Here is a 12,645-nt window from a genome sequence, read left to right as displayed (position 1 = left end):
TCCGAAGATGTGGCGGCCCCGACGAGGTCAGCTACTTGCTGTCGCCAGCAGGCGCCTTGGCCGCGCGGGCGGGCGCAGGCTTTGCAGCAGCCGGCTTGGCAGCAGCCGAAGCCTCAGCCGCTACCTTCTCTGGCGCGGACTTCTCGCTGGAGTCGGCGGCGGGCTTGTCGGACTTCTCGCCGTGCTCGCTCGAGGCAGGCAGCTTGGCCGGTGCGGCCTCGGCAGCCGGAGCCGCCGGGCGCGGGCGCGACGCGAAGCGCTCGAAGGCGGCGCGAGGTGTCTCGCGGGCGCTGATCGATACGAAGTCGCGGCCGAGCACGAAGTTGTTGATCCAGCCCGTGAGCACGCGGATCTTGCGCTCGACGGTCGGGATCGCGAGGTCGTGGTAGCCACGGTGCGCGAGCCAGGCGAGCACCCCGGTCAAGGCGAACGTGCCCGACTGGAATGCGCCGACGCCGATGCCGAGACCGGCTACCGCGCCCATGTTCTCGTGGTAGTAGTCCTTCGGAGTTCCGCCGCGGAGCGTTGCGACGAGGTTCGAGGCCATGAGCTTGCCCTGGCGAACGGCGTGCTGAGCGTTCGGCACGCAGAAGCCGCCGACTCCGCCACCGGACAGGTCAGGCACAGCCGACACGTCGCCAGCCGCCCAGGCGTCCTGCACGATGCCGTTGTCGCCCTCGACCCGAAGGTCGGCGCGTGCGCGGAGACGTCCACGCTCGTCGACGGGCAGGTCGCTGTTGCTCTTGATGACCGGAGCGGCCATGACACCAGCGGTCCAGACGATGACGTCGGTGGGGAACTTGTCGCCAGCGGAGGTCTCGACGACGCCGTCAACGGCCGAGGTGACCTGCGTGTTGAGGTGCACCGTCGCGCCGCGCTCTGCGAGGTTCTTGATGACCCACAGCGCGGTGTCCTCGGACACCTCTGGCATGATGCGCCCGGCAGCCTCGATGAGGTGGAAGTGCACGTCGTCGAACTGCAGCGACGGGTAGTCCTCGAGGAGCGCGGTCGCGAGCGAGCGCATCTCGGCGAACGACTCGATGCCGGCGAAGCCACCGCCGACGACGACGAAGGTCAGGAGGCGCGTGCGCTCCGGGCCCGGTGCCATGGTGGACGCCTTGTTGAAGTTGTCGATCATCGTGTCGCGGATCCACGTGGCCTCTTCGACCGTCTTCACGCCGATGGCGTTGTCGGCGATGCCCGGGATCGGGAACGTGCGCGAAACAGCGCCAGCGGTGACCACGATGATGTCGTAGTTGACCGTGTAGGGCTCGCCGATCTCCGGCTTGATGGTCGCCGTCTTCGTGGAGTGGTCGATGTTCGTGACCTCAGCCGTGATGACGCGCGAACGCTTGAGGTGACGACGCAGCGAGACGACTGCGTGACGCGGCTCGATGTTTCCGCTGATGACCTCTGGGAGGAATGGCTGGTACGTCATGTACGGCAGCGGGTCGACAACTGTGACCTGGGCTTCGCCCGGGTTGAGCTGCTTCTCGAGCTGCCACGCCGTGTAGAAGCCGGCGTAGCCTCCGCCAACGATGAGAATCTTAGTCACGTACTTGTACTCCCTGCATGCGATGGTTGGGCGAGGAAAACCTTGTCAAGTCTACTCCTGCGCGTCACCGGCGAGTGCATCGCCGGGGTTAGCGCACACGCAGCGCTGCGGTGACCACGTGGAGAGCTCGAGCGCCCAGTCGCCGACAGGGTTCACACCCGGGCCCGCGACGAGGGAATGCGCCGCGAGAGCGTGCAGGCACTTGACCCGGCTCGGCATGCCTCCAGCTGTGATCCCGGAGATCTCCTCGACCACCTCAAGCGATTCACGCTCCGCGAGATAGCGCTCGTGCGCGGCGAGGTAGGCGGCGCGGAACTCATCATCGTCGCTGAGCCGCTGCTGCATCTCCGGCATGATCTGGTCCGCCTCGATCTGCGACATGGCGATCGTCGCGGCGGGGTGTGACAGGTAGTAGAGAGTCGGGAAAGGCGTGCCGTCTGGGAGGCGAGGGCGTGTAACCACAACCGTCGGGTTGCCGCACGCACAGCGCGCTCCGATCCCGACGACGCCCCGCATGGGTCGGCCGAGCTGCTCGCGCATGACCTCGAGGTCGCGTTCGGTGGCTTCTGAGTACTCGAGCATTGGTCGCTTTCGGCTCTGCGTGGCGGATGCGGGGTGATCTGCATCCGCTGGTCTCGTTCGTGAAGGTGCTGCTAGTCGCTTGGCGTGGGTGCCGGGGCGGTGCCCGCCGTGACAAGCGACTCGACAAAGCTGTCGAGCCAGCTCGACTGCGTCTCGTGGAGTTCCGTGCTGATGTTGCTCTGCTGCTGCTTGTTCGTCGCCGGCGGGTCGAGCACAAGATAGCTCGTGTCGCCAGGCATCACGAAAAGCAGCCGGCCGCGAGCCTGGGACTGGATGTAAGCGGGGTCGCTCCACCTGTCGCGTTCGGTGGCGATCTCATCCACGCTCTTCTGCGTCTCGGCGAGCTCAGCCTGCAGCTGCGCGACATACTGGCGCTGCGCGATGTAGCGCTGCGCGGTCGGTGCCAACACAGCGATGCCGAGGATCACGACAATCGCCACGAGCACTGTCGCACCATTGGGGCGAACCGTCGGGAGACGACGACGGGAGGTCGCACCGCTCGCGGTGGACTTGCGGGGCGACTTCGACGCTGGCTTCGTGCCCGACTTGGGCTTCGGCTGCGCCTTCGAGGGCGAGTGAGTCTTCGAGGTCGCCTTGGAGGTTGCACCCCCGGTTGGCCTGGCCTTCGGGCTCGACTTCGGCGAGGCCTTGCTCTTCGGAGTCGACGTGGAGCTTGCCTTCGCTCCAGAGCCGGAGCCGGAGGCCGGCTTGCCGGGAGCGCCCGACTTGCCTGACGTGTTGGCCATGCACATCCCCCTCTCCGTGTCGGCTTCCCATCATGCCGAACGGGCCGGGGACTTGCCCCGACCCGTTCGTGTGTCGCGATGATCCGCGCGACTCAGCCGTTACGCCGTGCGGCGTGACTTACGCCTGTCGCGAGACCCTTACGCCTTGTGGCGCGGGAAGGCGCTGCGTCCTGCGTAGACGGCGGCGTCGCCGAGCTCTTCCTCGATGCGGAGGAGCTCGTTGTACTTCGCGACGCGGTCGGTGCGAGCAGGCGCACCCGTCTTGATCTGGCCCGAGTTCGTGGCGACCGCCAGGTGCGCGATCGTTGCATCCTCGGTCTCACCCGAACGGTGCGACAGGATGGCCGTGTACCCGGCGCGCTGCGCGAGCGAGACAGCGTCGAGCGTCTCCGTGAGCGTGCCGATCTGGTTGACCTTCACGAGGAGCGAGTTGGCTGCGCCCTCGGTGATGCCGCGCTGGAGGCGCTCGGGGTTGGTGACGAAGAGGTCGTCTCCGACGATCTGCACCTTGTCGCCGATGGCCGCGGTCAGGGCCTGGTAGCCCGACCAGTCGTCCTCGTCCAGCGGGTCCTCGATGGTGACGATCGGGTAGTCGGCGACGAGCTTCTCGTAGAAGGCCGTCATCTCCTCAGCCGAGACCTCAGCACCTTCGAAGTGGTACTTGCCGTCCTTGAAGAACTCGCTCGAGGCGACGTCCATGCCGAGCACGATGTCGGTGCCGATCTCGTACTTCGTCGCGCCGATGGCCTCGACGATGAGGTCGAGTGCCGCACGCGTGTTTGGCAGGTCGGGAGCGAAGCCGCCCTCGTCGCCGAGGCCCGTCGCGTACCCCTTCGAGTGCAGTGTCTTCTTCAGCTGGTGGTACACCTCGGTGCCCCAGCGAAGCGCTTCGCTGAAGGTCTCTGCACCGATGGGGAGGATCATGAACTCCTGCACGTCGATGCCGTTGTCAGCGTGCGCGCCGCCGTTGATGATGTTCATCATCGGCACGGGAAGCACGTGAGCGTTCGGGCCACCGACGTAGCGGAAGAGCGGGAGGCCAGCCGAGTCGGCTGCAGCCTTCGCGACTGCGAGGCTCACGCCGAGGATGGCGTTCGCACCGAGGCGCTTCTTGTTCGGGGTGCCGTCGAGCTCCTTGAGCTCCTCGTCGACGAGGCGCTGGTCGCTTGCGTCGAAGAACTCGATGGCGGGGTCGATCTCGTCGATGACGGCCTCGACGGCCTTCTGGACGCCCTTGCCGAGGTAGCGGTCGGCGTCGCCGTCGCGCAGCTCGAAGGCTTCGAAGGCACCGGTGGATGCACCGGACGGCACGGCCGCGCGGCCGGTCGATCCGTCATCGAGCAGAACCTCGACCTCGACGGTTGGGTTGCCTCGGGAATCGAGGATCTCGCGGGCGTGGACGACGTCAATAAGGGCCACAGGATGCTCCTTGCGAATCAGTAGCGTACGGACCGCCAGAGACGCGGTCCTTCGCCAGTGTATAGGGGCAGAAGGAACGTGAGGAAGGCGCGGCGCCTCCGGTCACGAGGTCGGTGCGGGCATCTTCGCCAGCTCCTCCGTCATGAGCTCCTCCATGCTTGGCACTCGCCAAGTGACCGGGCGCTCTTGGTAGCCGGACTCAGCATCCACGGGCACCCAGCGGACTTCGATGAGCTCACGTCCCGCCGGAACGAGGTAGATCGCGCACCGAAGTTGCTGAGAATCCGCGTCATCCTGTTCTGGGACCTGAAGAAGCAGATCGCAGGCGACCGCGTCGGGAGCCTCCTCCACCGTTGCTCGAGCAGCAACGGAGCCGTCATCGAGGATGCCGACGAGGTCAGGCGGGAGCGCCGACACCCCATGCGCCGCGTCGCCTTGCATGCCGATGGTGACGTTCATTGACCCCGGAGTCGTCCAATCTGGTCCGATCTCCGCGAGCCCGGCGTTCTCGTGGAGGCCCGTCATGACCTGAGTGAACGTTACGGCGACCTCGCGACCGTCCTCAAGCGGAAGCAGCGCCGTCTCCCGGTACTCGAAACGGCTTCCGGGCTCAGCAACGGACTCCGGGATCACAACTTCCTGGTAAGCGAAGGGCTCATCCCATTCGCCGAGCAGTGAGCATCCGCTCAGTGACGTTGCCGTTGTTACCGCGAGGCCCACGGACGCGAGCCAACGCTTCCGGACTCTGTCGGCTGGTTTCCCCTGTCGAGTGCTCAATTCCAAAGCTCCCCCTCGTTCGGAGGTGCCAGGCTATTACTGCTGGAGCGCTTCGAAGCTGAGCATTTCAGGCGCCGCAACGTGCTCGTCACGGACGTGCGCCGCGTGCGTGAACCCCTGCTCGGCGAGCGAGGCAAGAAGGCCGCGCACGTTCTTGGGCTTCTTCGCCACGCGCACGCGCGAGGCCCCCGAGCGCACAACCGCACCCTTGACCTTCGCGATGTCAGCGACGGATGCTCGCTTGTCGAAGAGCAGAGCAACGGCCCGCTCCTCCCCCGTCTCGGGCAGCTTTGCAAGGTCGACGATGCGCTCGAAGCCGATCGAGAAACCACAGGCCGGCACATCCTGACCGAGGAAGCGGCCGATCATGCCGTCGTAACGCCCTCCGCCGCCGACCGACGACCCAGACTCGGGGTGAGCCGCCTCGAAGATCGTGCCCGTGTAGTAGCCCATGCCGCGCACGAGGCTCGGGTCGAACACAAGCCGAATGGATGCACCCGCCGCGGCAGCCGCATCCGCGATCTCAACCATGCCCTCGACGACCTCGACAACGGCAGGGTCCTCGCGGAGCGCGCCGGGCAGGCTCGTGAGGATCGTCTCGAGGTCGAGACGGATACCCGTCTCCAGCAGTGGCGCCCACGTGGCGAGGGCCGCGGCGAGTTGCAGGGCCGCCGTCGCGTTGAGCGTCGCGAGTTCGGCCGCGACCCCTTCGGGCCCGACCTTGTCGAGCTTGTCGATCGTGATGAGCGCGGCGCCGTGCTCCGATTCCGCGAACCCGCAGTGCACCAGCAGTGCCGTCAGGAGGCGCCGGTCGTTGACTCGGATCGTGCAGTTGTCGAGGCCGAGCTCAACAAGCGCGGCTGAGGAGGCCACAAGCAATTCGACCTCCGCAAGCGCCCCTGGCTCGCCGATGATGTCGATGTCGCACTGCACGAACTGGCGGTACCGCCCCTTCTGCGGGCGTTCAGCGCGCCAGACCGGGGCCATCTGCAGGCTGCGGAACACGCCAGGCAGCGTGCCGCGGTGCGTTGCGACGAAGCGGGCGAGCGGCACCGTCAGGTCGAAGCGCAGGCCCAGATCGCTGAGAGAGAGCGAATCGCCGGATTCAGCGGCGGCAGCAAGCGCGTCGCCGTCGAGCGCACGCTTCATGACGGCGAAGGACAGCTTCTCGTTGTCGCCACCGAGCCCCGAGTGCAGGCGAGCCGTGTCCTCGACCACGGGCGTCTCGATCTCATCGAAGCCGTGCCTCGTGTACACCTCCCGGATCGTTCCGAGGATGCGCTCTCGCCTGCGCTTGTCTGCCGGGAGGAAATCGCGCATGCCACGAGGCGGAGTGATCTGAGAAGCCATTGCACTATTCTCGCAGGATGATTGCACGCGAAGGGTTCGAGGGCGCGCTGTGACCGGCATCGTTCTCCTCTCAGTGGCGCTCCTCTTCGCAGTCGGCATGTTCTGGAGCTTCTCGCGAATCGGCCGCCCAGGCCGCCCACGCGTCGGAGGTGCCCTGTCTGGCGCGATGACCGGGGTCGACCAGGCGTTTGCACCCACCCACGCCGAGGCCGCGGCGACTCTCGAGGCGGAGCGCGTGATTCCGGCCCCCACACCTGTCGCCGGCGGCCCGCTGCCCGTCGAAAGCGGCCGCGTCGAGATCACGCTCGAACGGCGCGACGAGGCATGACCACCCGACTCCCCCTCATCGGTGCGGCTCAGGCCCGGCGCATCGCGCTCGCAGCCCAAGGGTTCGGCGCGCGAAGCACCGCGACCCAAACCGGAACGAGGCAGCTGAGCTCGCTGCTCTCGCGCATCCACCTGCTGCAGATCGACTCCGTGAACGTGTGGGAGCGGAGCCACTACATGCCGGTGTTTTCTCGACTGGGCGGCTACGACAAGGCGGCGCTCGACCGGCTCGCGTCCGGTCGCCAACCGCGCCTCACCGAGTACTGGGCCCACGAGGCGGCTATCCTCCCCGTCTCGTCACTGCCGCTGTTCGCGTGGCGGATGCGCGACAAAGAGCAGAGAGACCGCCGCAAGAACGCGGAGTTCCTCGAGGGCCATGCGGCGACGATCGCTTGGCTGCGCGCCGAGCTCCTCGAGCGAGGCCCGCTCGCCGCCAGCGAGTTCGAACACGAGGCGAACAAGCGGCGCGGAACCTGGTGGGAATGGTCCGACGTCAAGATCGTGCTCGAATACCTCTTCCGCTGGGGCGAGCTCGCATCCGCTCCCCGCAAGGGATTCGAGCGGAGATACGCCTTGCCAGAGCAGGTGCTTCCCCCCGAAGTCCTGGGTGCTGAGGTGAGCACGCGCGACGCCGTCCGCGAGCTCACCGGCATGGCAGCCGCCGCCCACGGCATCGGCACGACGGCTGACCTGGCCGACTACTTCCGCGTGCCGATGGCGCTCACGAAGACCGCGCTCGAGGAGCTCTCTGACTCTGGCGAGGTCCTGCCCGTGCAAGTCGCCGAGTGGGGCAAAGAGGGCCAACCCGGCCTCGCCTGGCTGCACCGCGACGCCCGCCACCCGCGCACCATGGACGCCGCGGCGCTCCTCTCCCCCTTCGACCCAGTCGTCTGGTTCCGGCCACGAGGCGAGCGGATGCACGACTTCCACTACCGCATCGAGATCTACACACCGGCGCACAAGCGCGTGTACGGCTACTACTCGCTGCCCATCCTCCTCGGCGATGCGATTGTCGGCCGCATCGACCTGAAGAACGACCGCCAGTCGCGCATCCTGCGTGTGCAATCGGCGTGGAGCGAAGCGGATGCGCCCGCCGACATCGCCGAACGCACGGCGCTGCTGCTTGGCGACGCGGCCGCCTGGCAGAACCTCGACGACATCGTCGTGGCCGACCGCGGTAACCTCGCCGGCGACCTGTCGAGCGCGCTGACCTCCAACCGCTGACCCACCCCGCATCCTGCCGGCCGGCCTGGCCAGGCCTGGCCCGGCCGAACGCTGCCCGGCGATTCGCCCTGTGAGCCTCACCCCAGAGGGCGAATCGCCGGGCAGCGTTCGAGCAGGGTCAGACGTCTCGGGTTTCGGCCGCGCGGATGCTCTGCTCGAGTTCGCGGTTCGCGAGCCGCATGGCGCGCTCGGCGTCGAGGCCACGCGCATCCGCGTGGCGCACGAGCGCCAGCAGCGTTCGCCCGAGCGCCAGCTCATCATCGGCGTCGGCGTCCGCGCCGCCCTTGAGTCTCGCCTCGGCTTCGGAGACAACAGCAGGCGCCGCGAGCTCCGCGGCCGCAGGACTCGGGATGGCTTTCTCGCTTCCGGATGGGTTGCAACCCATCCCGAGGTGAGAAACCCATCCCGAATCGGACGTGAAGACGTCAACGCTGACCGGCGCCGCGGGCACCGCGCCGACCTGGCGCTCCTTGCCGAGGAGCTTCTGGGCAAGCGCAATCGCCGACATATCGCGGGGCACACCGTCGAGGACGCTCGTGCGGTCGCGCTTCTCGATGGCTTTCGCTTCCTGCCACAGGCGGATGATCTCGTCGATGTCGCGGGTGGGATTCGGCCCGAAGACATGTGGGTTCCGGCGCAGGAGCTTGTCGGCCTGCTCGCGGGCGACGTCCTCGAGGGTGAAGGCGCCGCTCCCCCGTTGGGCCGCGATGTCGGAGTGGAAGAGCACCTGGAAAAGAACGTCCCCCAGCTCCTCCTTGATATCTGCCGGGTTGTCGTCCTCGAGGGCCTCGACGAGCTCCGCGGTCTCCTCCGTGAGGTACTTCACGAGCGACGCGTGGGTCTGCTCCTCGTACCAGGCGCATCCGCCCGCACCGCGAAACGCATCCACCACGGCGAGCAGCCGGTTCAGCTCCGGATGCGCCGACAGTCCAGGGTGGCCCGAACGAGCGGGATGCTCGTAACGCGCTGGGAGCCCGGAACGCATCAGAGGCTCGGAGCCCTCGCTCGCGTCGACCACGGCTACTTGGCCTCCGTGTCGCTCGGCACCTCGACTGCTTCGTCCTCGATCTCGAAGATCGCCTTGAGGATGCCGCGCACCCAGATCAGCATCTCCTCGTCGCTCGGCTGGTTGCCGTCGCGGCCCTCCAGCACGGGGATGGCGAGCGAGTTCGTGGCGTCGACGATCTTCGACCCCGGGTACATTCGGCGCAGGCGCATCTGCTTCGAGTCGCTCAGCTCGGCTGGCCCGATACGGAGCGTCTTGCCGAAGACGACAAGCTCGCCGAGGCCCGCCTTGACGGCGAGTCGCCGCAGCTTCGAGACCTCGATGAGACGCTGCACCTCGATGGGCGGCTCACCGTAGCGGTCCTGGAGCTCTTCGAGGACAAGCCCGATCTGCCCGGGCTTGGCGTTGGGGCTCGAGGCGCTCGACAGCTTCTGGTAGGCCTCGAGGCGCAGTCGCTCGCTCGCGACGTAGTCCTCCGGCACGCGTGCATCCACGGGGATCTCGAGGCGAAGCTCGGTCTGGCCTTCCGCGACCTCGCCGCGGAACGTGTTGACTGCCTCGCCGATCATGCGCAGGTACAGGTCGAAGCCGACGCCTGCGATATGCCCGGACTGCTCGCCGCCGAGGAGGTTCCCGGCGCCTCGGATCTCGAGGTCCTTGAGCGCGACCTGCATACCCGAGCCGAGCTCGTTGTTCGCGGCGATCGTCTCGAGGCGGTCCGTGGCGGTCTCCGTGAGCGGACGCGTTCCGTCGTAGAGAAGGTAGGCGTAGGCGCGCTCGCGGCCGCGGCCGACGCGTCCGCGCAGCTGGTGCAGCTGGCTGAGGCCGTACCGCTCCGCGTCGTCGATGATGAGCGTGTTGGCGTTCGCGATGTCGAGCCCTGTCTCGACGATCGTCGTCGACACGAGCACGTCGAACTTGCGCTCCCAGAAGTCGACGATGATCTGCTCGAGCCGGTTCTCGCTGAGCTTGCCGTGTGCCACAGCGACGCGGGCCTCAGGCACGAGCTCGGCGATCTCGGCCGCGACCCGGTTGATGGATGCGGTGCGGTTGTGGACGTAGAAGACCTGGCCCTCACGCAGCAGTTCGCGACGGATCGCCGCCGCCACCTGCCGGTCGGACTTCGCGCCGACGAACGTGAGGATCGGGTGGCGGTCTTCCGGCGGGGTGGCGAGCGTCGACATCTCGCGGATCCCCGTGACGGCCATCTCGAGGGTTCGAGGAATGGGCGTCGCACTCATGGCGAGGATGTCGACGTTTGCCTTGAGCTTCTTGAGAGCGTCCTTGTGCTCGACGCCGAACCGCTGCTCCTCGTCGATCACGATGAGCCCGACATCCTTATACGCGATGGAGTCGGTGAGCAGCCGGTGCGTTCCGATGACGATGTCGACCGAACCGTCGGCGAGTCCACGGATCGTCTCCTCCGACTCCTTCTTCGACTGGAACCGGCTGAGGGGCTTGATGGTGACGGGGAAGCCCGCCATGCGCTCGGAGAACGTCTCATGGTGCTGGCGCACGAGCAGCGTCGTCGGTACGAGGATGACCACCTGCTTGCCATCCTGGACCGCCTTGAACGCGGCGCGCACGGCGACTTCCGTCTTGCCGAAGCCGACGTCACCGGAGACAAGGCGATCCATCGGGATGGGACGCTCCATGTCGCGCTTGATCTCATCGACCGTCTGCAGCTGGTCGGGCGTCTCGACGAACGGGAACGCCTCCTCGAGCTCGTGCTGCCAGGGAGTATCCGGCCCGAAGGCGTGCCCCTTCGACGCCATGCGCGTGCTGTAGAGCTTCACGAGCTCGACCGCGATGTCGCGGACGGCCTTGCGCGCCTTGCCCTTGGCGGCTGACCAGTCGGAGCCGCCCATCTTCGACAGGGCTGGCGCCTCGCCGCCGACGTACTTCGTGAGCTGGTCGAGCTGCTCGGTCGGGATGAAGAGCTTGTCACCCGGTTGGCCACGCTTGGAGGGCGCGTACTCGATGAGGAGGTACTCGCGCACGGTCTTCGGGGCATTGCGGCCGCCGGCCTGCACCTCGCGCTGGCGCAGCTCGACGAACTTGCCGATGCCGTGCGTCTCGTGCACGACGAAGTCGCCCGCCTTGAGCTGCAGCGGGTCGACAACCGAGTTCGCGCGACGCCTCGCGAGCTTCTTGGGCTGCCGGGAGTCGTAACCCACCGAGCGCCCGAAGAAGTCGGTCTCGGTGACCAGGGCGAGCTTCTCGCCCGGCACCTGCACACCGGTGGATACGGGCGACTGGGTGAGGTACGCGACCCCGGTCTCGAGCTCATCCGGCAGCTCGTCGACGAGCCTGGCCCCGTCTCCGTGCTCGGACAGCAGCTGGCTCGCGCGCTCCACGAGGCCGGGTCCCTGGCTCGTGACGACAACCCGCCAGCCGTCTTTGAGGAGTGCGGACACGTGCTCGATGGCGCCGTCGGCGTTGCCGGCGAAACTCGGCACGGCGTCGCCCTCGATCTTGACCGCGAGGATCTCGCTCGCATCGAGCTGCTCCTCCGGGATCTCCAGCGTCTGGAACGGGGAGAACGACCACCACGGCCGCGCCCCGCGAGCATCCCGCAGCCCCGAGACGGTGAGGAAGTCACCGGAGCTGAGGTCGATGGGCGCGTCCGCACCTGCGGTCGCCGCGCTCCAGGCGGCCTCGAGGAACTCGTGGTTGGTCTCGGAGAGGTGCACGGCGCGCGTCGCGACGCGCTCGGGCGAGAGCACCGCCATGGCGGCGTCCTCTGGCAGGTAGCTCGTGATGGGGACAAGCTCGCTCACGAGCGCCGGCGCAAGCGATTCCATGCCCTCCGATGGGATGCCTTCGGCGATCTTGGCGAGCATCTGCTGCAGGTTCGGGAACTCGTGCTGCATCTCGCGGGCCCGCTGGCGCACGCTCTCGGTGAGGAGCAGCTCACGCGCGGGCGTGATGAGCGCCTCGGTGACCTCGGACTCGAGCGAGCGCTGGTCGGCCACGGAGAACACGCGGATCTCGTCGACCTCGTCGCCGAAGAAGTCGATGCGCAGCGCGTGCGATGCGTCGGGCGGGAACACATCGAGGATGCCGCCGCGCACGGCGAACTCTCCACGACGGGTGACCATGTCCACGCGCGAGTACGCGAGGTCGACAAGCTGCAGGGCGAGGCTGGACAGGTCGTTGCCGCGCGAGCCGCGCTCGAGGCGGATGGTCGTGGCGGCATCGAGGCCGGGCAGCAGGGGCTGGAGGGCGGCGCGCACCGAGGCGAGCAGCACAAACGGCGCCGTCTTGTCGCCAGCCTTCCACTCCGTGAGCTCGCGCATGGCTCGCAGACGCCGGCCCGTGGTCTCCACCGACGGACTCAGGCGCTCGTGCGGGAGCGTCTCCCAAGCGGGGAACTCCGCGATGTGCGCATCCGGGACAAACGTCTGCAGGTCAGCACCGAACTGCTCGGTCTCGCGGCTCGTGGCCGTGAGCACGAACAGCATGGGGGCAGAGCCCAGCTCCGCCTGGCGCGCGGCGAGGAGGTTCGCGATGAGCGGCGCCCGTGCGCCGTCGACAAGCGAGAAGTCGGTGTCACGACCGGCGCGCCCCATGGCGCGCTCGAAAGAAGGGGTGGACTGGATGGAGCGTACGAAGCCGTGCAGAGTCACTCGGGGAATTGTACGCGCAGAGCCGAAGAT

The 12,645-nt window shown here is 67.5% G+C and carries 10 protein-coding genes; 2 read left to right on the top strand and 8 right to left on the bottom strand.

The window, feature by feature from the left end; translation table 11 throughout:
- Nucleotides 1-31: 31 nt before the first annotated feature.
- The 6 genes from C5B85_RS01270 to hisS form a co-directional block, all read right to left on the bottom strand.
- Nucleotides 32-1,555, bottom strand: a complete 1,524-nt coding sequence (locus tag C5B85_RS01270; RefSeq protein WP_104284253.1) for an NAD(P)/FAD-dependent oxidoreductase — start codon at nt 1,553-1,555, stop codon at nt 32-34.
- A 51-nt stretch (nt 1,556-1,606) separates the two neighbouring features.
- The gene (locus C5B85_RS01265; protein ID WP_258070536.1) at nt 1,607-2,137 is read right to left on the bottom strand and encodes a DUF501 domain-containing protein; all 531 of its coding nucleotides are present in this window, start codon (nt 2,135-2,137) and stop codon (nt 1,607-1,609) included.
- A 71-nt stretch (nt 2,138-2,208) separates the two neighbouring features.
- The gene (locus tag C5B85_RS01260; RefSeq protein WP_181064218.1) at nt 2,209-2,883 is read right to left on the bottom strand and encodes a septum formation initiator family protein; all 675 of its coding nucleotides are present in this window, start codon (nt 2,881-2,883) and stop codon (nt 2,209-2,211) included.
- A gap of 138 nt (nt 2,884-3,021) precedes the next feature.
- Nucleotides 3,022-4,302 (bottom strand): phosphopyruvate hydratase, encoded by a 1,281-nt coding sequence (gene eno, locus C5B85_RS01255; RefSeq protein WP_104284251.1) that lies wholly within the window; start codon nt 4,300-4,302, stop codon nt 3,022-3,024.
- 102 nt (nt 4,303-4,404) lie between these two features.
- Nucleotides 4,405-5,079, bottom strand: coding sequence for a hypothetical protein (locus C5B85_RS01250; protein ID WP_146077793.1), 675 nt, complete (start codon nt 5,077-5,079; stop codon nt 4,405-4,407).
- Nucleotides 5,080-5,115: 36 nt separating this feature from the next.
- Complete coding sequence (gene hisS, locus C5B85_RS01245) at nt 5,116-6,429, bottom strand: histidine--tRNA ligase (protein ID WP_104284249.1); 1,314 nt, start codon at nt 6,427-6,429, stop codon at nt 5,116-5,118.
- A gap of 49 nt (nt 6,430-6,478) precedes the next feature.
- On the opposite strand from hisS, the gene C5B85_RS01240 reads away from it, so the two are divergent.
- Both C5B85_RS01240 and C5B85_RS01235 read left to right on the top strand, forming a co-directional pair.
- Nucleotides 6,479-6,757, top strand: a complete 279-nt coding sequence (locus C5B85_RS01240) for a hypothetical protein (protein ID WP_104284248.1) — start codon at nt 6,479-6,481, stop codon at nt 6,755-6,757.
- Entirely contained in the window at nt 6,754-7,980 is a 1,227-nt protein-coding gene (locus C5B85_RS01235) for a winged helix-turn-helix domain-containing protein (RefSeq protein ID WP_104284247.1), read from the top strand. The genes C5B85_RS01240 and C5B85_RS01235 overlap by 4 nt, the downstream gene beginning before the upstream one ends.
- A gap of 118 nt (nt 7,981-8,098) precedes the next feature.
- Here C5B85_RS01235 and C5B85_RS19475 read toward each other — a convergent pair whose 3' ends face one another.
- Together C5B85_RS19475 and mfd are read right to left on the bottom strand one after the other, a co-directional pair.
- Nucleotides 8,099-8,998 carry a MazG nucleotide pyrophosphohydrolase domain-containing protein gene (locus C5B85_RS19475; protein WP_258070535.1) on the bottom strand — a complete coding sequence of 300 codons (900 nt, stop codon included), beginning with the start codon at nt 8,996-8,998 and terminating at the stop codon, nt 8,099-8,101.
- 2 nt (nt 8,999-9,000) lie between these two features.
- Nucleotides 9,001-12,615 (bottom strand): transcription-repair coupling factor, encoded by a 3,615-nt coding sequence (gene mfd, locus C5B85_RS01225; protein ID WP_374953069.1) that lies wholly within the window; start codon nt 12,613-12,615, stop codon nt 9,001-9,003.
- Nucleotides 12,616-12,645 lie beyond the last annotated feature (30 nt).

Source organism: Pseudoclavibacter sp. AY1F1 (genome assembly GCF_002931075.1).
In the GTDB taxonomy this organism is placed as follows: domain Bacteria; phylum Actinomycetota; class Actinomycetes; order Actinomycetales; family Microbacteriaceae; genus Pseudoclavibacter.
Note: the sequence above shows the minus strand (reverse complement) of the source record. Positions and strands in the feature narration are given on the sequence as shown.

Bases quoted from the DNA above. Each gene is read 5' to 3' on its own strand.
- C5B85_RS01265 (WP_258070536.1), bottom strand. From the start codon at position 2,137: ATGCTCGAGTACTCAGAAGCCACCGAACGCGACCTCGAGGTCATGCGC.
- C5B85_RS01260 (WP_181064218.1), bottom strand. From the start codon at position 2,883: ATGGCCAACACGTCAGGCAAGTCGGGCGCTCCCGGCAAGCCGGCCTCC.
- hisS (WP_104284249.1), bottom strand. From the start codon at position 6,429: ATGGCTTCTCAGATCACTCCGCCTCGTGGCATGCGCGATTTCCTCCCG.
- C5B85_RS01235 (WP_104284247.1), top strand. From the start codon at position 6,754: ATGACCACCCGACTCCCCCTCATCGGTGCGGCTCAGGCCCGGCGCATC.